This is a genomic window from Streptomyces sp. NRRL S-455, assembly GCF_000717875.1.
In the GTDB taxonomy this organism is placed as follows: domain Bacteria; phylum Actinomycetota; class Actinomycetes; order Streptomycetales; family Streptomycetaceae; genus Streptomyces.
Genome location: NZ_JOCT01000011.1, coordinates 61,197 through 81,936, shown reverse-complemented (window position 1 = coordinate 81,936; position 20,740 = coordinate 61,197). Strand labels below are relative to the sequence as shown.

Here is a 20,740-nt window from a genome sequence, read left to right as displayed (position 1 = left end):
CTCAACGCAAGTTGAGCTCGGCGAGCACGCGCAGGGTGTGCGGGTCGGGCGCGAGGGCCAGCAGGTCGGTCACCGGGCCCTTCCGCCACAACTCCAGCCGCTCGGCGATCCGTTCGCGCGGGCCGACCAGCGAGATCTCGTCGGCGAAGGCGTCCGGCACGGCGAGCACCGCCTCCTCCCGGCGGCCGGACAGGAACAACTCCTGGATGCGGCGGGCCTCCCGCTCGTAGCCCATGCGGGCCATCAGGTCGGCGTGGAAGTTGCGGGCCGCGTGGCCCATGCCGCCGATGTAGAAGCCGAGCATCGCCTTCACGGGCAGCAGGCCCTCGGCGACGTCGTCGCAGACCCGGACCTGGGCCATGGGGGCGACGAGGAACCCCTCGGGCAGGTCGCCCGGAGCCGGGCCGTACACCTCCGGCCGGGTCGGCGACCAGTACAGCGGCAGCCAGCCGTCGGCGATCCGGGTCGTCTGGGCGACGTTCTTCGGCCCCTCCGCGCCGAGCAGGACCGGCAGGTCCGGGCGGAGGGGGTGGGTGATCGGCTTCAGGGACTTGCCCAGGCCGGTGGCGTCCGGGCCCCGGTAGGGGTGGGAATGGAAACGGCCGGCCGACTCCACGGGCGCCTCGCGGCGCAGCACCTGCCGTACGACGTCGACGTACTCGCGGGTGGCGGTGAGGGGGGACTTCGGGAACGGGCGGCCGTACCAGCCCTCGACCACCTGCGGGCCGGAGAGCCCGAGACCGAGCATCATGCGGCCGCCGGAGAGGTGGTCCAGGGTCAGGGCGTGCATCGCGGTCGTGGTCGGCGGACGGGCGGCCATCTGCGCGACCGCCGTGCCCAAGCGGATGCGTGAGGTGTGCGCGGCGATCCAGGTCAGCGGGGTGAACGCGTCCGAACCCCAGGACTCCGCCGTCCAGACGGAGTCGTAGCCGAGCCGCTCGGCCTCCTGCGCCAGGGGCACATGGCCGGAGGAGGGGCCGCGGCCCCAGTAGCCGAGTGCGAGACCGAGCCGCATGCCTGCCTCCTGACGGTACGTCAGCTGACGGGGGCGACGACTGTACGGCAACGGCCCCTCACCCGGAAGGGCGAGGGGCCGTGAGAGGCGGGCGGACTCAGCCGCGCTGGATGCCCGACGTGTCCTGCAGGACACCGCGACGGCCGTCCTGCGTCTGGGCGACCAGGGCCGCGCCGCGCTGCTCGACCGCCAGGTACCAGGTGCCCGGGGCGAGTTCCGCGATCGGCGTCGGCGAGCCGTCCTCCGCGAACAGCGGCCGCGGCACCGGCACCGCGAACCAGAACGGCGAGAAGTCCCCGGCCGGGGGCTGCGGGGCCTGAGCCTGCTGCGGCTGACCGCCGTACGGCTGCCCCGGCTGCGGCTGGCCGTAGCCGCCGGGCTGCTGCGCGCCCGGGTAGCCGTAGCCGCCCTGCGGCTGACCGCCGTAGGGCTGCGGAGCGGCGGGGCGGGGGGCCGGGAGGAGGGCGCCCTTGAGGGCCGGGACGAGGGGGGTGGCGAGGGCGGCGGCGGCCATCAGCAGCGTGGCGACGAAGGCGAGGATCATGCCGATGCCGGGGGTCGGGGCCCCCTCACTCGCGTTCTCACCGATGTTGTCGAAGCCACCGGGCACGTCGACGATGTTGCCGAGCGCGCTCCACGCGGCGAACACCGTGAAGGCGGCGCCGAACTGGCCGAGGTCGAGACCGGCCGGCTTCGGCGCCTGCGGCAGACCCCGGGCCACGACGACGAGGGCGCCGCCGATGATCCCCGCCAGTACGACGCTGAACACGACCGGACCGCTTCCCCACAGGGTCGGGAGGTCGACGCTGTCGGGGACATTGTCGATCGAATACAGGTCGAGGAACGACGCGATGAACAGCAACACCGCTGCTCCGATCACCACGCCGTCGCCTCGAGTGAGGGAGCGGATATTCACTTCAGTCGGTCCTTCAGCTCAGTTGTCTCGTCATCGGTTGAGGCGTCGCTGTCACCATGTCGCCCACCATGTCGCCCTTGGGCCCCGGTGTGAAGCGCGGGGGTGGCCCCTCATCGTAGGGAGACACTATCGTTCGCCCGGCCGGGGTGTCCGCAGGGATCAGTCCGTGAGAACTACCCGCGCAAGAAGCTCACGATTCCCTCAGAGATTCCTTGCGCCGCCTTCTGCCGCCACGCGCCACTGGTCAGCAACGCCGCGTCCTCGCTGTCGCGCATGTTGCCGCACTCGACGAACACCTTGGGGACCGTTGAGAGATTGAGACCGCCCAGGTCCTTGCGCGTGACGAGACCGGTGCCGTCACCGATGTAGTCGGACGGCGCGCTGCCGGTCACGGCCACGAAGCGGCCCGCGACGCGCTCGCCGAGATCGCGGGACGGGGCGACGATCGCGCGGGTGTCCGCGCCGCCCGCGTGGACCGCGCCGGGCAGGATGACGTGGAAACCGCGGTTGCCGGCGCCGGAGCCGTCCGCGTGGATCGAGACCACCGCGTCGGCCTTCGCCTTGTTGCCGATCCGGGCCCGCTCGTCCACGCACGGGCCGTACGGCCGGTCACCGTCCTGGGTCAGCTTCACCGTGGCGCCCTGCTTCTCGAGCAGCGTGCGCATCCGGTGCGCCACGTCCAGCGTGAACTTCGCCTCCGGGTAACCGTCGTTGGTGGACGTGCCCGTGGTGTCGCACTCCTTCCGGTTCGTTCCGATGTCCACCTTGCGGTTGATCTCGGACGTGTGCTGGAAGTTGCCCGGGTTGTGGCCCGGGTCGATGACGACGACCTTCCCCTTGAGCGGGCCGGTGGCGGCGGACGCGGAGGTCCCGGGCGCGGCGGGCGCGGAGGAGGCTCCCGGCTTCTTGCCGTCGTCGGTGGGCGCGCTCGACGCCGCGGGCGGGGAGGACCGTACGGTCGCCCGGCCCGAGCCGTCTCCGTCCCCCGGACCGCCCACCGTCTCGTACACCAGCCAGCCGAGCAGCGCCCCCGGCACCAGCGCGGCGAGCGCGACGGTCAGGGGCCCGCGGCGGGGGCGGCGGGGCTGGGAAGGTTCGAAGTCCGGGCCTGCGTACGACACGTCTGCCACCCTAGCGGCCGTTCACCGGGGGCAACGGACCGAGCACCGCCGCACGGGTGGCGGGCCAGGCCCTGTTGCGAAACGTGGCCTCGGCACCATCGGACACGGCCTAGTCCGAGGCCAGGGGATCGCGGTGGTCCGCCTCGTCCCGTTTCCAGTAGCCCTTCGCGTAGGCGCGCCGGCGGTCCAGACCGAGGGATTCCGTGAAGTGGCGGCGGATGTCCCTGACGGCGCCGGACTCCCCCGCGGCCCACGTGGCGACGCGCTCGGGCGGCACGGCGGCCTTGAGGACGGCGTCGCGCAGCGCCTCGCCCTTGGCCCGGCCGGCGTCCCGGTGCACCCACACGAGGTCAAGGCCGGCCGGGAGGCTCACCGCGATCTCCGCCTCGGGGCCCTCCACCTCCAGGTAGACGGCGCCCCGCATGCCGGGCGGCAGGCTCTCGGCGATGGTGAGGACCGCGGGCTGGGCGCTCTCGTCGCCCGCCAGGAGGTAGAAGTCGGTGTCGGGAGCGGGGCGGAAGGACCCCTTGGGACCGCCGAAGGAGACCTCCTCGCCCGGGCGGGCGGTCTCGGCCCAGCGCGCGGCCGGACCGTTGCCGTGCAGCACCACGTCGATGTCGACGCGGGGTCCGGCGGGGGAGTGGTGGCGCACGGTGTAGGCGCGGCCGGCCGGCCGCCCGTCGAGCGGATCGGTCACGAACAGCTTCACCCACTGCGTCGGTTCGTCGCAGTGGAAGGCGGACATGCCGGGCCCTCCCAGGGTGATGCGGGCCATGCGCGGGGCGATCAGGGAGACCGCCTCCACCGTGGCGGTGTAGCGGGTGCGACGGGTGCGGAACATGGGAACAGCCCTTCAGAGGGAGGGGGCGGCCGACGGAACCTCACGTCGGCGGGCCAGGACGGTGGCGGTCAGGCGCTCGACGAACCGCGGGTCCAGCGGCTGTCTCGTCGTGAAGGCCCGGTGGAAGGCGGGACCGACGAGCAGGTCGAGGAGCTGGTCCGCCTCGTTCCGGCTCACCGCGGCGCGGGGGAGGGGGGCCAGGGCCTGCCGGACGTGTGCACGGTCGTACCGCCGCTGCCGGTCCAGCACCTGGTCGCGCAGGACCGCGGCGGTCGTCGGGTCGTGCAGGGCGTGGCCGATGAGCACGAACAGGACGTGGCCGGTGGGGGACTGGGTGAAGACCCGGCTCAGGTGCGTCACATGCTGCTCCAGGGCGGCCTGCGCGGAGTCCGGGAGCTCCGGCCAGGACGCCTTGTCGTGCAGGTCCTCCTCCAGGACGTCGAGGAGGATGGCCACCTTCGACCGCCACCACCGGTAGATGGTCTGCTTGGCCACTCCCGCTCGTTCGGCGATGGCGCTCACCGTCATCGCGTGGAAGCCCACGTCCATCAGCAGGTCGTCGGCGGCCCGCAGGACCGCGACCCGGGCGGCCTCACTGCGCCGCGGGCCGCTCCTGGTCCGCGCCGCGGGCGCGTCGGCCGGCTGCCGGGTGTCGTGTGGGGCGTTGATGGCGTGCCCTCCTCGTCGCGTCGCGGCGCCTGTCCCGGGACGGTCGGCGAGGACCGGCCGGGAAGGTCGACGCATCGAGACTAGACGCAACGGTGCGTATGGTCAAAGTCCCGGGAATCCGCCATGTGCGTGAGGGCAGGTCTCGTTTCCCCCCCGGATCGGGGGAGGGCCGACGGGAAACGCGAGTCGGGGGGTAGGGGGCAGCCGCGGGCGCGCGGCGCGTCAGCGGCGTGCGACCGCGTCCTCGTGCCGGGTGCCGCTGGTCTCCGCGCGGCCGAACAGCAGCCGCGTCCGCATCCGGTACACCGGTTCGCCCTGCTGGTTGTCCGCCTCGACGACGAAACGGACCGTGCCCGTGTCCTGGCGCCGGGGATGCGGCGCGGCCTCCTCCACGGTGGCCCGTCCGCGCAGCTCGTCGCCGGGGCGCACCGGGTGCAGGAACCGGACCTCGTCCATGCCGTAGGAGCCCTGGCAGGCGGAGTCCGCGAGCAGCGCGCGGACGAACTGCCCCATGACCACGGCACCGGTGTGCCAGCCGCTGGCCACCAGGCCGCCGAAGGGGGAGCGGGCCGCCGCCTCGGGATCCAGGTGGAAGGGCATCGGGTCCCACGCGCGCGCGTAGTCCATGATGTCCGCGCTCGTGAGTCGCGTGGCCCCCAGCTCGTAGGTGCCGCCGACGCGGAAGTGCTCGAAGTGCCGCACGGTGAGTGCTCCTTCGTCTCGGGTGTCTCGGATGTCTCGGATGTCTGGGGGGGGCTCGGGCGTCTCGGGTGTCCGGCAGCGGTCGGGATCGGGAGTCAGCCGAGGGACGCCGCGTACACCGGCACGCTCGCGGGACGGACGGAGGCGGGCTCGGGGCGGGGGCGGCCGAGGCGGCGCTTCTCGGCGCTGAACCACTCGGCGACCCGGAACGCCAGATCCATCGACTGCCCCCGGTTGAGGCGGGGATCACAGGCGGTCTCGTACCGCAGGTGCAGATCGTCGGAGAGGACCTCGTTGCTCCCTCCCACGCACTCGGTGACGTCCTCGCCGGTGAGCTCCACGTGCACCCCGCCGGGATGCGTGCCCAGCGCCCGGTGCACCTCGAAGAAGCCCGTGATCTCGTCCAGGACGTCCTCGAAACGCCGGCTCTTGTGGCCGCTCGGCGCGGTGAAGGTGTTGCCGTGCATCGGGTCGCACACCCACACCACCCGGGCGCCCTCCGCGCGCACCGCCTCCACCAGGGCGGGCAGCCGGTCGCGCACCCGGCCCCGCCCCATCCGCGCGATGAACGTCAGCCGGCCCGGGATGCGCTGCGGGTCCAGCCGGTCCACCAGGGTCAGCACGTCGTCGACGGCGGCGCCGGGCCCCAGCTTGACGCCGAGGGGGTTGCTGACGCCGGCGGCGAACGCGATGTGCGCGCCGTCGAGTTGGCGGGTGCGCTCGCCGATCCACAGCAGGTGCCCGGACAGCGCGTACCGCCGCCCCGTGTCGGGGTCGGTGCGCACCAGGGCGGACTCGTAGTCGAGGAGCAGCGCCTCGTGGCTGGCGAACACCTCCGTGGTGCGCAGGGTCGAGGTGCTCATGCCGCAGGCCCGGATGAACGCGAGCGCCGCGTCGATCTCGTCCGCCAGCCGCTCGTAGCGGCGTTCCGCGGCGGACAGGGCCACGAAGTCACGGTTCCACTCGTGCACCCGGTGCAGGTCCGCGTGCCCGCCGGCGGTGAAGGCGCGCAGCAGGTTGAGCGTCGCGGCGGACGCGTGGTAGACGCGCTCCAGCCGGGCCGGGTCGGGGGTGCGGGCCTCGGCGGTGAACTCCAGCCCGTTGACGGCGTCTCCCCGGTACGAGGGCAGCGTCACTCCGTCGCGGGTCTCGGTGGGCTGCGAACGGGGCTTGGCGTACTGGCCGGCGATCCGGCCGACCTTGACCACCGGGACGCCGGCCGCGTACGTCAGCACGGCGGCCATCTGGAGAAGGACCTCCAGCTTGTTGCGGACCGACTCCGCGCTCACCGAGTCCAGGGTCTCCGCGCAGTCGCCGCCCTGGAGCAGGAACGCCTGGCCGAGGGCCACCTCTCCGAGACGGTCGAGCAGGGTGTCGCACTCCCTGCCGAACACCAGGGGAGGCGCGGTGGACAGGGCTGACAGGGTCGTCCGCAGGGCCACGGGATCGGGCCAGTCGGGCTGTTGTGCCGCGGGCAGCGCCCGCCACGCTCCGGCAGCGGGCTCGGACAGTGAGTTCTCGTCCATTTCCAGGGATTTCACGCTGAAAACCTCAACGCCTTCTGTTCCGAGGGCAGGGCACGGGTTTGCGGTGGGCGCAGCCTGTCACGCGGCCGCCGGGCCCCGGCAGTGGGTCGTTGTGGCTAGAAGGGCGGAACTACTACCCGCGTACTAGCCCCAGCGGCCGACTGTCGGGGCCGGTCGCACTCCTGGAGCATTTCGGCAGGCGCACACCGTCGTCGGCACTCGGCGGCGGGGGCGGTCCGCCGCCGCGTTCCTCCACGCCACCGGCTCGAAAGGTGATTCCGCATGAGCAGCACCGCCAGCCCGTCCGGGTCCGTGTCCCGCCCGCAGACCGGGGACGAGTACCTCGAGAGCCTCCGGGACGGCCGGGACGTGAGGATCTACGGCGAGAAGGTGCGGGACGTCACGAGCCACGCGGCCTTCCGCAACAACTCCCGCATGGTCGCCCGGCTCTTCGACGCGCTCCACGACCCCGAGCGCAACAGCAAACTGGTCGTCCCCACCGACACCGGCAACGGCGGTTTCACGCACCCCTACTTCAAGGCCCCGTACACCTCCGGCGACCTGCGCGCCGCCGCGCGGGCCATGGAGGAGTGGGCGCGCATGACGTACGGCTGGCTGGGCCGCACGCCGGACTTCAAGGCCGCGTTCCTGTCCACCCTGGGGTCGAACAAGGAGCACTACGCGCCGTTCGAGGACAACGCGTCCGCGTGGTACCGCAAGGCGCAGGAGAACGTGCTGTTCATCGGCCACGGCATCGTCAACCCGCCGATCGACCGCAACCGGGGGCTGACCGAGCTCAAGGACGTGATGCTGACGGTGGACCGGGAGACCGACGCCGGCCTCGTGGTGTCCGGCGCCAAGGTGGTCGGCACCGGCGCGGCGCTCACGCAGCACATCTTCATCGGCAGCTACGGGGTCATCCCGAAGGGCGCCAAGGAGTTCTCCGCGTACTTCATCGTGCCGACCGACAGCCCCGGCCTGAAGATCATCTCCCGGCCGTCGTACGAGTTCGCCTCGGCCACCGTCAGCAGCCCCTTCGACCAGCCGCTCAGCAGCCGTCTGGACGAGAACGACGGCATCCTCGTCTTCGACGAGGTGCTGATCCCCTGGGAGAACGTCTTCTGCTACGACGTGGACAAGGCGAACAACTTCTTCTACGGGTCCGGTTTCTTCTACCGCGCCATGTTCCACGCCTGCGTCCGCTTCGCCGTGAAGATGGACTTCCTGACCGGCCTGCTCGCCAAGTGCCTGGAGACCACGGGCACCTCGGAGTTCCGCGGCGTGCAGAGCCGGCTCGGTGAGGTCCTCGCCTACCGCAACATGTTCTGGGCCCTGGTCGACTCCATGGCCGAGAACCCCACCCAGTGGCCCGACGGCACCGTCACCCCCAACGGCGACACCGCGCTGGCCTTCCGCGTCCTGTCCTCGTCGATCTTCCCGAAGGTGCGCGAGATCTTCCTGCGGGACCTCGGCAGCGCGCTGATCTACAACAACTCCCACGCCCTCGACTGGTCGAACCCCGAGGTCCGGCCCTACCTGGACAAGTACGTCCGCGGCCTGGGCGTGGAGGCGATCGACCGGGTGAAGCTGATGAAGCTGGCGTGGGACGCGGTCGGCACCGAGTTCGGGGCCCGCTGGGAGCTGTACGAGATGAACTACGCCGGCAACCACGAGCAGATCCGCTTCGAGGCCCTCCACGCCCAGCAGGCCTCCGGGAAGTTCGACGACTACAAGCAGCTCGTCGACCAGTGCCTGTCGGAGTACGACGAGAACGGCTGGAAGGTCCCGGACCTCATCAACCCCAAGGACACCACCGTCATCGGCGCCGGCATCCCCGACACCGGGGCGACCGCCCCCGTCGAGGCCGCGCGGTGAGCAGCCGTACCCCCGCTCCGGGCGGCCCCGCCGCCCCGCCCGGAGTCTCCGTCCTGCCGGACGAGGCCCATCTCAGGCACGTCCTCGGACAGTTCGTGACCGGTGTGTGCGCGGTGTCCACCCGCTTCGAGACCCGGTCCGGAGTACGCCACGACGCCATCGCGGTGAACTCGTTCACCTCGGTCTCCCTCGACCCGCCGCTCGTGTCGATGTACCTGCGCGACGACTCGACCTTCCTGCGGCGCGTGCGGACGTCCCGCCAGTGGGCCGTGTCGTTCCTCGGCCACCGGGCGCGCTCCCTGGTCGGCGTCCTCACCACGCCCGCGGCGCAGCGCCCGCCGGTGGAGCAGGCCGCCGACTGGGCCGTCGGACCGCACACCGGCTGCCTGGTCCTGCCGGACGGGCCCGGAACGCTCGAATGCGCCCTGCACCTCACCCAGACGCTCGGCGACCACGTCCTCGTCGTCGGACGGGTCCTGGGCGCCGTCGGCCGCGACCACGAGCCCCTGGTCTTCCACCGCGGCGCCTTCACCGAGGTCGCACCGGCGACGTGAGCACACGCCGGCGGCCCCCAGCAGCGAACAGGAGAGGAGAAGCCATGGCCGGGAAACGCCCGTATGTGGCTGTGGTGGGCGGCGGCATCGGCGGCCTGGCCGCCGCGCTCGGACTGCGGCGGCAGGGCGTCGAGGTGGTCGTCCACGAACAGGCGCGGCACCTGGCCCACCTGGGAGCGGGGATCGCGATCGGCGCGAACGGACACCGGGCCCTGCGGGAACTGGGCGTCGCCGAGCGGCTGACCGCAGCGGCCGCCCAGCCCGTACGGGCCGACTTCCGACACTGGCGCACCGGCCGGTCCATGGTGTCGCACCGCCTCACCGGCATGTACGAGGAACGCTTCGGCGCCCCCTTCTGGACCGTGGAACGGGCGGCCGTCCAGCAGGCCCTGCTCGCCGAACTGGGCACGGAGCACGTCCGCCTCGGCGCGCGCTGCACCGGAGTGGAGGAGACGGCCGCCGGCGCCGTGATCCGCTTCGAGGACGGCAGCGAGGCGGAAGCCGACGCGGTCGTCGGGGCGGACGGCATCCACTCCGCGGTCCGCCACAGCCTCTTCGGTCCCGACGAGGCGGTGTTCTCGGGGACCAGCGGATACCGCGCCCTGGTCCCCATGGACCGGCTGCGGCACCTTCCCGAACTCGCCGAGCCGGTCCTGTGGCTGTGGCTCGGACCGGGCCGGCACTTCATCGCCTACCCGGTGGCGGACGGCAGCGCGCTGAACTTCCTGGCCGTCGTGCCCGACCGCACGTGGACCGTCGAGTCCTGGTCCACGGAGGGCGACGCCGCGGAACTGCTGGCCGCCTTCGACGGCTGGCACCCGTTCGTCACCGGGATCCTCGGAGCCTGCGAACGCCCGGGCCGCTGGGCGCTGTACGACCGGGAACCGCAGCGCGCCTGGAGCTCCGGCCCCGTGACCCTGCTGGGCGACGCCGCGCACGCGATGCTGCCGCACCACGGCCAGGGAGCCAACCAGGCCCTGGAGGACGCGGTGGTCCTCGCCCACCTCCTGGCGGGTACGGACGCCGGTGGTGTGCCCTCGGCCCTGCGCGCCTACGAGCGCCTGCGCCGACCGCGCACCCGGCTGCTGCAGGCGGGCTCCCGCAAGAACGCCGGCTGTTTCCAGCTGCCCGACGGACCGGAGGCCGAGGCCCGCAACGTCCGCCTGGCCGGCCTGCCCGACGACCTCGCCTGGATCCACGGGCACGACCCCCTCGGCTCCCTGCGCCCGGCCACGGCACCGGCCCGAACCCCGGCCGCGCCCGCGGCGCCCGCGACGACCTGACCGGCCCGACGACCATCGACGAACGGTGAGAGACACATGGCAAGGATCTACTCCTTCGAAGGGAACGTCCCCGTCGTGCATCCGACGGCGTTCGTGCATCCCGACGCCGTACTGATCGGGTCGGTCGACATCGGGCCCGGGTGCTATGTCGGCCCCCTCGCCAGCCTGCGGGGCGACTTCGGGCACATCGCACTCCGGGCGGGCTCCAACGTCCAGGACGGCTGTGTCCTGCACTGCTTCCCCGGCGCCGACACCGTCGTGGAGGAGGACGGGCACGTCGGCCACGGGAGTGTGCTGCACGGCTGCCGGGTGGGCCGGGACAGCCTGATCGGCATGAAGTCCGTCCTGATGGACGGGGTCGTCGTGGGGGAGCAGGCCTTCGTCGGCGCCGGCAGCTTCGTCAAGTCCCGCTTCCAGGTGCCGGAGCGGCACCTGGTGGCGGGCAGCCCGGCCAAGGTGGTGCGCGAGCTCACCGCCGACGAGATCGCCTGGAAGGGCAACGGGACGGCCCAGTACCAGAAGCTGGCCCAGCGCTGCCTCACCGGGCTGCACCCGGCGGAGGCCGCCACCGAACGCGCCGCCGCCCCGGCCCCCGCCCGGCCCGGCGAGCCCGAGCACGTCACCCTGCACGCGTTCCGGTCCCGCTGAAGGAGCACCGTTGAGCAAGTGGCGCCGGCTGACCGCGGGGGAGTCCGACGGTCCCGCACTCGTCGCGACGCTGGAGGGTCTTCCCGCCGGCGTGCCGATCACCACGGAGATGGTGGCGGACCACCTGGCCCGGCGCCGGCTCGGCTAGGGGCGCGGTGCGCGCATGAAGTTCGAGCGGGACGAGGTCACCTTCCGGGCGGGGTGCGGCACGGTCCCACTCTGGCGGCGGCCGCCGCCAACTCGGCTGCCATCAGCGCGCGTTGTTCGTCGAGCTGGGGGGTTCGCCGGGCGTAGACGTGCTCGAACAGGTCCAGGGCGTCGGGGGACGGGTCCGCGGAGAGGCGGGCGCGCGGGTCCGCGGCCGTCTCCTCCGCCTCCCGCCGGGCCCGGTCCACCCCGGCGTCGTCCAGCAGTCCGCGCTCCCGCAGGTGCCGCTCCATGCGGTCGACGGGGTCCCGGCGGCGCCAGAACTCCACCTCGGCCGCGTCGCGGTAGCGGGTCGCGTCGTCGGCGTTGGTGTGCGCGTCGAGGCGGTACGTCACCGCCTCCACGAGCGTCGGGCCCGCCGCCCTCGCGGGCCCGCCGCGCGGCCTGCGTCGTACCCGTTGTGCCAGTCCCCCCGCGGCAGCGTCAGCACCTCCACGGGGTCGACGCCCCACACCGGCAGGGCCAGCGTGTCCCGGTACGTGGGGAAGATCCAGTCCTGGCGGTCGAGGGCCAGGACGGCGCCCACCTCGCAGGCCTCCTGCCCCGTGGTCGACGGATGGAGCGCCAGGACCGAGTCGTCCAGGGCCCGGGTGCCGTCCGGGCCGTCGATGAGGCTCAGGGGGCGCGAGGCGGGCGGCATGGCCGTCACGTCGTCCTCGGCGACGCCCGGCGGATCAAGAACTGACATGTGGATGAGGCTCCTTCGGCCGCGGGGACAGGGGCCGTGACTGCCGTGCGCACACCCGCGGCCTGGAGCCGGCGACCCCGCACCAGCATTCGCGCCGCGCCGTGGCGACGGCAGTCGGCCGATACGGCTAGTACCTCGTACCTACTCCCAACAGGCGACTGGCGAGCGCCTTTCGGGGACTTCACGCTGAATGCACTTCCGCGGCTCCGCATGACCGCGGCCTTTCCCCGCCAGGAGGCATGTCCATGAGCAGCTCAGCCACCTCCCGACTCGTCGTCGGCGACCGGTTCCGCGACTTCGCCGAGGCCGTCGGCGCCGAGACGTTCTCGCGCCTGGCCCGTTCGCTCGACGCGGGCGACCTGGACACCGTCGAGGGGCCGGTGCACGTGGTCGCCGGCCAGGGGATCGGGGAGTTCGAGATCTCCTACCTCCAGGACGCCGTCGCCCGGCGGCAGCTGGACGACCGGATCGTGCTGGTGCACTCCACCGGGCAGCCCGCCCGCCGCCAGGACCTGCACAAGGCGCGCGAGGACAACGTGCTGGTCGCCGGACTCACCCAGGTCGACGACACCACGTACGAGGCCGCTCTCCGCCTGCACGACCACAACGAACTGCTCGTGGACGTCCAGGACCGCGTGCACGTACAGGGCATGGTGGCCGTCGAGGCGGCCCGCCAGATGCTCGTCGCGGTGGTGGAGCGCTACTTCACGGCCCGCTGGCCGCAGCAGCGCTACTACATCGTCCTCAACTCCATGAACACCACCTTCTCCAACTTCCTCTTCCCCGTCGGCGCCACCCTGCGGCTGACGGTGGACGAGTCCGAGGTGTCGGAACCCAGCCGGCTCACCTTCCGCACGACGGTGGAGGTGGAGCAGGCCGGACGGGCCGCGGCCACCGTCACCATCGACGCGGCCGCGTTCGCCCCGGGGTTGCTGGAGGACAAGGAACTGCGGCGGGCCAAGAGCGCGGTGGCGAGCACCATGGACGCCGCTCTGGCCAGCGCGTGACATGAGGACGCCGGTACCGGACACCCCGGCGCGGCCCGCGCCGGGCCGACTCCCGTACCCGGAGCGGCGGTTCGCCTATCTGGGCCCGCAGGGCACCTTCACCGAGCTGGCCCTGCGCTCGCTCCCGGAGGCCGCGGGCTCCCCGCTGGCACCGGCCGCCACCGCCGCGGACGCCCTGGCCCTGGTGTGCCGGGACGCCGTGGACGCGGCGATGCTGCCCGTGCACAACACGGTGGCCGGCGTCGTCGCGGACACGGTGCGCGCGCTCGCCGAGTCACCCGCGCTGACCGTGCTCAGGGAGGTCGTGCTCCCCGTCGAGTTCGCCCTGCTGGTCCGCCCCGGCACGCCCCTCGCGCGGGTGGGCACGGTGAGCGGCCATCCGCACGCCGGGACGCAGGTCGCGGGATGGCTCGACAGGCGCGTGCCGCGGGCGCGGTGGATCCCGGCGCCGTCCAACGCCGAGGCCGCGCGCCGGGTCAGGGACGGGGAGTGCGACGCCGCCGTGGCCGGTGACTTCACCGCCGCCCCCTACGGTCTCCAGGTCCTGGTCACCGGGATACAGGACACCGCCGGCGCGGCCACCCGGTTCCTGCTGTGCGCGCGCCCCGGCGGACCGGGCACCCCGCACCCGGCCCGGGCCGACCGCACGTCGCTGGTCGGGCGTCTCCAGGGCCGGCCGGAGGACGTCGACGGGCTGGTGGACGGCCTGCGGCGCCACCCCTTCCTGCGGGCCGTGTCCCTGCGGGCCGTGTCCGACGGACGCAGCGGATCGGTCCTGTTCGCCGACTGCCCGGGCGGCACCGACCGGCCCGCGACCGCACGCGCCGTCGGCCTGCTGCGGCTGCGCGTGCCCGGGCTGAGGTCCCTCGGGTCGTACCCCTCGGCGGCCCATGTCCCGTCGTACGAACGGAGCAAGACGATGCGCACCGAGATCACCTCCGAAGCAGACGGCTCGACGGAGTCCGCGTCCGGGGACATCGCCCGGCTGCGCGAACAGATCGACGCCCTGGACCGCTTCCTCATCGGCACGCTCAAGCAGCGGCTGGAGACCTCCCGGGAGATCCAGCGGATCCGTACCGGAAGCGGCGGCTCCCACGTCGACTCCGGGCGCGAGGTCTCCATCCGGGGCCGGTACGCCGAGGAGCTGGGGGAGGGCGGAGCGGGCGTCGCCGAGGCGCTGCTGGAGATGTGCCGGGGGCGGTCACCGCGGTGAACCCGCCACCGGCCACGACGGCGACACCATCGCCCCGCCTCCGTCGCGGCCGTGAGGACGTCCTCACGGCCGCGACGGCCTTGTTCCACGAGCGGGGCTACGACGCGACGAGCATGAGCGACATCGCCGCCCGCCTCGGCTTCACCAAGGCGGCGCTGTACCGCCACGTGACGGGCAAGGCCGAGCTGCTGCGCGCGATCACCGGGCCGGTCCGCGCGGACGTGCGGGCGCTGCTGGCCGCGAGCGCGGCCGGGACGGGCCGGCCCGTCGACGAACTCACCGGGCTGCTGCGCGGGCTGGCCGGCGCGGCGGCGGCCGGCCCGGGCCGGTACGCCCTGTTCTGGGGACCGGACGGCGAGCCCGGCCCGCTGGCCCCCGACGCCGTGGGCCGTGACGAGGTGGTCCGGCGGCTGGCCGATCTGCTGGAACGGGCCGTGGCGCAGGGCGACGTGCGCGGCGACATCGCTCCCCGGCTCGCCGCCCGGCTCCTGGTCGGCGCGGTCGTCGCCGCCGCCGTGGAGCGGGGCGGCCCCGGCGACGGGGCGGGGCCGCCGTCACCGTCGGCCGTCGACGTCCTGCTCGACGGCCCGGTCCGCCTCCTGACCGGCGGACGGACCTGAGCACCGTCCGCCGGGCCGGGCCGGGGGCGCCGACCGGGTGAGCGCGGCGCGGACGGCGTGCCGCAGCCACACATGCACGGGCTCGGTCTCGTGGCGGGGGTGCCAGGCCTGACAGATGTTGATGGGGTCGGTCTCCACCGGAAGGTCGAACAGCTCGATGCCCACGGACTGCCGCGCGCTGGCGGCGAGCGAGTGGGGCATCGCGGTCACCAGGTCGCTCGACGCGATCATCAGCAACGCCTCACCGTAGTTCGGCACGGAGGCGATGACGTCCCGTCGCAGACCGCGCGCGTGCAGCGCACCGTCGATCGGACCCGTCATACGGCCCTTGCGGGAGACGCTGACGTGCCGGACCGAGGTGAACGCCTGCGCGCTCACCGCCGCGGTCAGCAGAGGATGTCCGGATCGCGCCACTCCGACGAACCGGTCCTCGAAGAGCGGTTCGATCCGCAGTTCCGGGCTGCACTCGTCGATGATCCCCACCTCGATGTCCACGGCACCCTCCCGCAACGGCGCGCTGCCGTGGGTGCTCTCCACCGTGAACGTGAACCGGGCGAGCGGCACCTCCGCGCTGGCCCGGTTCAGCAGCGCCGGAGCCAGCACCGCGGCGTAGGCCTCGTCCGCGACGATGGTCAGGGTCCTGCTGACCTGCGAGAGGTCCTCCTGCCGGCTCGGGGCGAGGAGGGCTTCGGCCTCCCGCATCAGGGCCCGCACCTTGGGCTGGAGCTCCAGCGCCCTCGGCGTGGGGACCAGACCGCGCCCGGCCCGCACCAGCACGGGGTCGCCGAGCGTGCGCCGGATCTTGGACAGCGCACGGCTCATGGCGGGCGGGGACAGCGCCAGCCGCTCGGCCGCCCCGGTGACGCTCCCCTCCTGCAACAGGGCGTCAAGGGCGGGCAACAGCCGCATGTCCACACGGGACGCCGGGGCGCCGGGCAGCTCGCCCGCCCAGTCGCCGTCCTGGCCGGGGTCGTCGACACCGGTTGGGCTCAATGCTTCTCCTGGGACGTGGTCGGCTCTCCGGCGTGGGGACGCAGCCACGCTATGACCAGGAGCGCCGCCACCAGCAACAGGAGGCCGATCAACCGCAACGACTCGGCCATTCCCGTGGTGAACGCCTCCCGTACCTGCGCCGGGAGGCGGGCCGCGGGGTGCGGTGCAGGGGCCGCACAGCGACGACGGCCACGAGCAGCCCGCAGCCTTGACGTTCATCAGGTACTGGCCGTTGAGAAAGAAGAAGGAGTACATCGCGACGAAGGACACGATTGATGCCGAGGGTCCCGGCGCGCATTCCGGAGTGGCGGAATACCCGGGGGTCCGGCAACGGCTGTTCCCGGCGCAGTTCGACCGCGAACTGCCGCCACCGCTCAAAGCGGTCCACAGCGCGACGGCGTGACCGGGGCTCGGAGACGCGGACGACGTCGGGAGGCCGATCCGCTCGGGGAACGAAGACATCACCTCCACCGCCTCACCCACGATCACCTCGGCGTATTCGTTTCCTTCGTGGAGATCAACGGTGTACAGCTTTCCCGAACCATTGTCCCGGAGCGCCGCCGCTATATGGATGCACCCATGCGCAAAGTATTCGGCCGATGTCCGCGATTCCTGGTGATGTCGAGAAGCTTCGGAGACAGAGAGGAAGACATTCTTGTGCGAGCACGTCGAAAACAGGCCACCGCCACCAGGGTCTGCGAGACGTCGAGCCGACCGGTGCCCAGGTCGGAGTGGATGAAGAGGTAGGCGCCGCACTCCCCGCACGGAAAACGAATGATGAGGTGCGAGACGGTATTCCGCCTACGAGTTCCACTTTATTGATCGTTCGACACTTTATTCACTGCAGTGTATGCAACATGCATTTTTCTTTGAGTGGAATCCTCACTTCCGGCTACCCGGACGGTCCGGGTGAGAGGAGGTTTAGGGTGCAACCATTACATATGAAGTAACTCACGTTTAATCCATGGTTTTCGGTGGCGCTCATATACTGTTTTCGCGACGAGTAATCGTTGAAGATGCGGCTGCGTGGGCAGTGGCTCTCGCGTGCACGTCTTGATGAGTGATGACCATGCATGGCAGGGGGAAGTACATGTCTCGCACATCCCGTCCGACGTCAGAGGCATTAGTGGCCACTCTGGAGCCCGAGCAGGTGCTGTCGGATCGCGTGGCGGCCCGAACGGTATCGACACTCACGCCGCGGGAGCGCCAGGTCCTGAACGGGATCAAGGAGGGGAACTCCAACAGGATGGTCGCCCGACTCCTAGGAATTTCCGAGCGCACCGTCAAGGTCCATCTGCACTCGATTTTCATCAAGCTGGGCGCGGCATCACGTACCGAAGCGGTTATCGAGGGGATCAGGAGCGGCTGCATCAGCCTGCACTGATCGTCGCGTGCCGGTGGCCCCCGACGACACGTCGGGGGCCACCCGCACAGGTCGGTCCGAGGTCAGGGGTTCCGGGTCGACGGCTCGCGGGCGAGCGCGAGGACGAGACGGGACGTCGTCTCCACCAGTTCCTTGTCGATGGGGGAACCGGAGACCAGGACCCGGTAGTACAGCGGACCCAGCAGCAGATCCACGAGGTGGTCGAGGGTGCGGTCGTCGACGGCCAGGTCATGGTCGCGGGCGAGGAGATCTCGCAGGCCGGCCATGTCGCGCTCCCGCTGCTCCCTCAGGAACCCGGCCCGCAGCGACGCGGCCGTCTCGCTGTCCAGCTGGGCGTGGCCCAGGAGGGCCAGCAGTACCTGGCCGGCGGGCTCCTCGAAGAAGTCGGCCACCCGCTGCAGATGGGAGGTGAGGGCCTCCTCGACGCCGCGGCTTTCGTCCGCGCGCCACTCCAGGGCCTCGCGGGCGTCATCGGTGAGGGTGTCGAGGAGGATGTCGACCTTCGACTTCCACCAGCGGTAGATCGTCTGCTTGGCCACCCCCGCGCGCTGGGCGATGCCCTCGATGGTCAGGGCGGCGAAGCCCCGCTCGACCAGGAGGTCGTCCGCGGCGTGCAGCACCGCGAGCCGGACGCTCTCGCTGCGGCGTGGGCCGGTTCGGCTGACGACCGTGGTCTTCTCGCCGGCCGCTGGTGGTTTCCGCATGGCGCTGATGGTTCCGTCAACCCTTCGCATCGTGTCCGTCGCTGTGATTCTGGCACAGCGGGCCTGCCGTGAACCGGTTCACGGCAGGCCCGCTCAGGCGGCCTTCCGGCCGGTCCGCACCAGGCTGAGCAGGACGCCGAGGGAGAGCGCGGCGACCACCGCGCTGAACGTCTCGCCGGCCGGGCGGAGGCTGGTCTCGCGGATCAGGACGCCCACACCGATCGCGGGCACCGCCAGCATCGAGTACAGGATGGCGAAGAAGGTGGAGACCGAGGCGCCCCGGTGCTGGGGGGCGCTGCGCGTGGTGATGCCGCCGATGCCGTGACCGACGGCGATGCCCGTCGCCAGTCCGTTGACCGCGGCACCGACGAGCAGCGGACCCAGGGTGCTGGTGGCCATCGCGGCGGCGATCAGACCGGAGGCGACGATCAGGCCCAGGCACGAGGCGGGCAGGGCGGTGGCGGGCTTGAGGGTGCGGACGAGAAGCTGTCCGAGGGCGGTGCAGGCGAAGGCGATGAAGACCACGAGTCCGGTGAGGGTGTGGCTGGACTCGTGCAGCACCGTCCCCAGGAACAGGCCCGTCACGGCGGTCAGGACGCCGAGCACGGCGAAGCCCGCGCCCGCCGCCATCGCGGAGCGCAGGAAGTCCGAGCGGATCTCGGCGGGGACGTGCAGCGGCTGGACCTGCAGCGAGAAGCCGGAACGGTGGGCGGAGCTCTCCCCGTTCACGAGGACACCGAGCGTGCCGATGGCGGCGAGGACGAGCATGACGACCCAGGGGGTGCGCAGCGGGGAGGGCGCGAGGTCCGCCAGGATCCCCGCGATCAGCGTGCCGCAGGCGAGGCCGCCCATGTTCGCGAACAACGCGAGGGTGGCGGGCTTGATGCGGCTGTGCTGCCCGAGCCGCTCCGTGAGGGAGGCGGTGGCGGCGCCGGTCACCAGGGCGGCGGAGAAGCCGGACACGACCCGGGCGACGAGCATCGCGGCGACGCTCTGGGTCAGCAGGAAGACCACCGCGGCGACCACGGACAGCAGGGTGGCCGCGACCAGGACGGGACGGCGTCCCACCTGGTCCGAGAGCCGGCCGAAGACCAGCAGCCCGAGGACGACGCCGAGCGCGTAGACGGCGAAGACGACGGTCACGGTGAACGGCGTGAAGCCGAACTCCTCGCCGTACAGCGGGTAGAGCGGGGTGGGCGCGGTGGTGCCCGCCATGGTGATCCAGAAGGCGAAGGCCACGCTGAACACGGCGAGGCCGCCGCCGCGTGCCCTCTCTGGAGCGCCGGCCCGGTCGACGGCGCGGACGGTCGAGTTCCCCACTGAAGTGGCCTCTCGTGAGCGGTTGAGTGCGGAAAGGCGCGGCACATGCCGAGACTTACCGTTGCGTCTAATCCAGAGACTAGACTAGTCGTCGCGTCTATTCAACGGGGCAGGGATGGCCAGGGGATGCTGAACGAACAGGGCGCGGGCATGGCGACCCGGATCACATCTTGAGGTCGGGGGACCGCGTGCCGGCGCGGAGGACACAGGAAGAACTACAAGATCCTGCGTGACCGCCGGCAGCGCGGCGTCGGCCTCCACCACGCCGACCCAGGCCGTCGCCCGCATGCACGACCTCGCCCGCGCCGGATGGCCACACACGTCAACCGCTCGCTTCAGGCTGCGTGATCACTGCCTTCTGCGACACGCTTCAAGCCCCGTCCTCTCCGCCGCTCCCGTGCCGTACCGCTTCCTTCACCCGCGCCTCGATCTCCTGACGCGATGTCTCCTCCTGCTTCGCGTACGCGGTCACCGCCGCCTGGACGTCGCGGGCGAGGTCGCGCCAGGCACGCCAGGCGGTCTCCCAGGTGGTGGTCTGCTGGTCGCTCCACTTGGTCTGGGTGGGCGGGCCGTACGCGTCCTGCAGTTGCCGCACGCGGGCGTACGCCTCGTCTGCCGCGCGCTGTTTCTCCACGAGCTCTGCGAAGGTGTGTGCCACGCGCCCGGATCCTTGGGCAGCGACGGCCCTCCACCGACTCGCCACGCCGCCCGTGGGCCGACCGGGCGGGGGCGGAACGGGCGCGGTTCACCCGCCCAGCCGTTCTCTCAGACGCCCGGCCCCGTGCGGCGCAGCACCCGCAGGGATTCCGTCGCCGAGACCTCCGTGAAGGCGCCGGAGGCCAGGGCCCTGAGGTAGACGCGGTACGGGGCCTGGCCGGTGAACTCGTCCTGCGGGTCCGGGAAGACGTCGTGGATGGCGAGCAGACCGCCCTCGGCGACGTGCGGGGCCCAGCCCTCGTAGTCGGCGGTGGCGTGCTCGTCGGTGTGGCCGCCGTCGATGAAGACGAAGCCGAGCGGCGTGTTCCAGAACGCGGCGATCCGCGGGGAGCGGCCGACCAGGGCCACCACGTGGTCCTCCAGGCCCGCCCGGTGCAGGGTGCGGCGGAACGTGGGCAGCGTGTCCATCACGCCGAGCTCGGGGTCCACCGTCTCCGGGTCGTGGTACTCCCAGCCCGGCTGCTGCTCCTCGCTGCCCCGGTGGTGGTCGACGGTGAGCGCGCTGACCCCGGCCCCGCGGGCCGCGTCGGCGAGCAGGATCGTGGACCGGCCGCAGTACGTGCCGATTTCGAGGAGCGGCAGCCCCAGCCGGCCGGCCTCCACGGCCGCCGCGTACAGGGCAAGACCCTCCTCGGCCGGCATGAACCCCTTCGCCGCCTCGAACGCGGCCAGGATCTCGGGCTTCGGGGCCGCGGGCATGAGGGTCCTCTCGGTCGTACGGCTGTCCGGGCGCCCAT

Annotated in this window: 21 protein-coding genes and 3 pseudogenes; 11 read left to right on the top strand and 13 right to left on the bottom strand. The window is 72.2% G+C overall.

Features of this window, described 5'->3' with window-relative positions; translation table 11 throughout:
* Position 1 precedes the first annotated feature (1 nt).
* From IE97_RS0115125 to IE97_RS0115095, 7 genes are all read right to left on the bottom strand, one after another.
* On the bottom strand, positions 2 to 1,015 hold the full coding sequence (locus IE97_RS0115125) for an LLM class F420-dependent oxidoreductase (RefSeq protein WP_030238700.1): 1,014 nt from the start codon (positions 1,013 to 1,015) through the stop codon (positions 2 to 4).
* A gap of 97 nt (positions 1,016 to 1,112) precedes the next feature.
* Complete coding sequence (locus IE97_RS0115120) at positions 1,113 to 1,931, bottom strand: DUF5336 domain-containing protein (RefSeq protein WP_030238697.1); 819 nt, start codon at positions 1,929 to 1,931, stop codon at positions 1,113 to 1,115.
* A 173-nt stretch (positions 1,932 to 2,104) separates the two neighbouring features.
* Positions 2,105 to 3,052, bottom strand: coding sequence for an N-acetylmuramoyl-L-alanine amidase (locus IE97_RS0115115; RefSeq protein WP_030238695.1), 948 nt, complete (start codon positions 3,050 to 3,052; stop codon positions 2,105 to 2,107).
* 109 nt (positions 3,053 to 3,161) lie between these two features.
* Positions 3,162 to 3,893, bottom strand: coding sequence for a siderophore-interacting protein (locus IE97_RS0115110; RefSeq protein ID WP_051704990.1), 732 nt, complete (start codon positions 3,891 to 3,893; stop codon positions 3,162 to 3,164).
* Positions 3,894 to 3,905: 12 nt separating this feature from the next.
* The gene (locus tag IE97_RS0115105; RefSeq protein ID WP_051704989.1) at positions 3,906 to 4,637 is read right to left on the bottom strand and encodes a TetR/AcrR family transcriptional regulator; all 732 of its coding nucleotides are present in this window, start codon (positions 4,635 to 4,637) and stop codon (positions 3,906 to 3,908) included.
* A gap of 147 nt (positions 4,638 to 4,784) precedes the next feature.
* A complete protein-coding gene (locus IE97_RS0115100; RefSeq protein ID WP_051704988.1) occupies positions 4,785 to 5,264 on the bottom strand; it encodes a MaoC family dehydratase in 480 nt (159 codons plus the stop codon).
* 95 nt (positions 5,265 to 5,359) lie between these two features.
* Positions 5,360 to 6,790: a class II 3-deoxy-7-phosphoheptulonate synthase gene (locus IE97_RS0115095; RefSeq protein WP_078603250.1), complete on the bottom strand. Its 1,431-nt coding sequence runs from the start codon at positions 6,788 to 6,790 to the stop codon at positions 5,360 to 5,362.
* Positions 6,791 to 7,072: 282 nt separating this feature from the next.
* Here IE97_RS0115095 and IE97_RS0115090 point away from each other — a divergent pair, with 282 nt between their 5' ends.
* From IE97_RS0115090 to IE97_RS41470, 5 genes and pseudogenes are all read left to right on the top strand, one after another.
* Positions 7,073 to 8,665, top strand: coding sequence for a 4-hydroxyphenylacetate 3-hydroxylase family protein (locus IE97_RS0115090; protein WP_051704987.1), 1,593 nt, complete (start codon positions 7,073 to 7,075; stop codon positions 8,663 to 8,665).
* Positions 8,662 to 9,219, top strand: coding sequence for a flavin reductase family protein (locus tag IE97_RS0115085; protein ID WP_051704986.1), 558 nt, complete (start codon positions 8,662 to 8,664; stop codon positions 9,217 to 9,219). The genes IE97_RS0115090 and IE97_RS0115085 overlap by 4 nt, the downstream gene beginning before the upstream one ends.
* Before the next feature lie 44 nt (positions 9,220 to 9,263).
* On the top strand, positions 9,264 to 10,502 hold the full coding sequence (locus IE97_RS0115080; protein ID WP_030238670.1) for an FAD-dependent monooxygenase: 1,239 nt from the start codon (positions 9,264 to 9,266) through the stop codon (positions 10,500 to 10,502).
* A gap of 36 nt (positions 10,503 to 10,538) precedes the next feature.
* The gene (locus tag IE97_RS0115075; RefSeq protein WP_030238665.1) at positions 10,539 to 11,150 is read left to right on the top strand and encodes a transferase hexapeptide repeat family protein; all 612 of its coding nucleotides are present in this window, start codon (positions 10,539 to 10,541) and stop codon (positions 11,148 to 11,150) included.
* Positions 11,151 to 11,160: 10 nt separating this feature from the next.
* Positions 11,161 to 11,387: pseudogene (locus IE97_RS41470) on the top strand (chorismate synthase); the annotation flags it as partial.
* Here the strand turns inward: IE97_RS41470 and IE97_RS40270 are convergent.
* A pseudogene (locus IE97_RS40270) lies at positions 11,375 to 11,925 on the bottom strand (thiamine pyrophosphate-dependent enzyme); the annotation flags it as partial. The pseudogenes IE97_RS41470 and IE97_RS40270 sit on opposite strands and share 13 nt — an antisense overlap.
* A 365-nt stretch (positions 11,926 to 12,290) precedes the next feature.
* Between IE97_RS40270 and IE97_RS0115060 the strand changes: the two are divergent.
* The 3 genes from IE97_RS0115060 to IE97_RS0115050 are packed head-to-tail and all read left to right on the top strand — an operon-like array spanning position 12,291 to position 14,885.
* The gene (locus IE97_RS0115060; protein ID WP_030238663.1) at positions 12,291 to 13,052 is read left to right on the top strand and encodes an AfsA-related hotdog domain-containing protein; all 762 of its coding nucleotides are present in this window, start codon (positions 12,291 to 12,293) and stop codon (positions 13,050 to 13,052) included.
* A gap of 1 nt (position 13,053) precedes the next feature.
* Complete coding sequence (locus IE97_RS0115055) at positions 13,054 to 14,265, top strand: chorismate mutase (RefSeq protein WP_051704982.1); 1,212 nt, start codon at positions 13,054 to 13,056, stop codon at positions 14,263 to 14,265.
* Positions 14,262 to 14,885, top strand: a complete 624-nt coding sequence (locus tag IE97_RS0115050) for a TetR/AcrR family transcriptional regulator (RefSeq protein ID WP_158708297.1) — start codon at positions 14,262 to 14,264, stop codon at positions 14,883 to 14,885. The genes IE97_RS0115055 and IE97_RS0115050 overlap by 4 nt, the downstream gene beginning before the upstream one ends.
* On the opposite strand, the gene IE97_RS0115045 is transcribed toward IE97_RS0115050, so the two are convergent.
* Positions 14,820 to 15,878, bottom strand: coding sequence for a LysR family transcriptional regulator (locus IE97_RS0115045; RefSeq protein WP_051704981.1), 1,059 nt, complete (start codon positions 15,876 to 15,878; stop codon positions 14,820 to 14,822). The genes IE97_RS0115050 and IE97_RS0115045 overlap by 66 nt on opposite strands.
* 208 nt (positions 15,879 to 16,086) lie before the next feature.
* On the opposite strand from IE97_RS0115045, the gene IE97_RS0115035 reads away from it, so the two are divergent.
* Both IE97_RS0115035 and IE97_RS38475 read left to right on the top strand, forming a co-directional pair.
* The gene (locus IE97_RS0115035; protein WP_158708296.1) at positions 16,087 to 16,281 is read left to right on the top strand and encodes a hypothetical protein; all 195 of its coding nucleotides are present in this window, start codon (positions 16,087 to 16,089) and stop codon (positions 16,279 to 16,281) included.
* A gap of 723 nt (positions 16,282 to 17,004) precedes the next feature.
* Entirely contained in the window at positions 17,005 to 17,262 is a 258-nt protein-coding gene (locus IE97_RS38475; RefSeq protein WP_158708295.1) for a response regulator transcription factor, read from the top strand.
* A gap of 62 nt (positions 17,263 to 17,324) precedes the next feature.
* On the opposite strand, the gene IE97_RS0115025 is transcribed toward IE97_RS38475, so the two are convergent.
* A complete protein-coding gene (locus tag IE97_RS0115025) occupies positions 17,325 to 17,966 on the bottom strand; it encodes a TetR/AcrR family transcriptional regulator (protein ID WP_030238645.1) in 642 nt (213 codons plus the stop codon).
* A gap of 93 nt (positions 17,967 to 18,059) precedes the next feature.
* Positions 18,060 to 19,286, bottom strand: coding sequence for an MFS transporter (locus IE97_RS0115020; RefSeq protein WP_030238642.1), 1,227 nt, complete (start codon positions 19,284 to 19,286; stop codon positions 18,060 to 18,062).
* Positions 19,287 to 19,487: 201 nt separating this feature from the next.
* Between IE97_RS0115020 and IE97_RS43765 the strand changes: the two are divergent.
* Positions 19,488 to 19,593 (top strand): annotated as a pseudogene (locus tag IE97_RS43765) (IS5/IS1182 family transposase); the annotation flags it as partial.
* Between the two features lie 63 nt (positions 19,594 to 19,656).
* Here the strand turns inward: IE97_RS43765 and IE97_RS0115015 are convergent.
* A complete protein-coding gene (locus tag IE97_RS0115015) occupies positions 19,657 to 19,944 on the bottom strand; it encodes a hypothetical protein (RefSeq protein ID WP_030238639.1) in 288 nt (95 codons plus the stop codon).
* Between the two features lie 107 nt (positions 19,945 to 20,051).
* Positions 20,052 to 20,702: a class I SAM-dependent methyltransferase gene (locus IE97_RS0115010; RefSeq protein WP_030238635.1), complete on the bottom strand. Its 651-nt coding sequence runs from the start codon at positions 20,700 to 20,702 to the stop codon at positions 20,052 to 20,054.
* Positions 20,703 to 20,740: the final 38 nt, after the last annotated feature.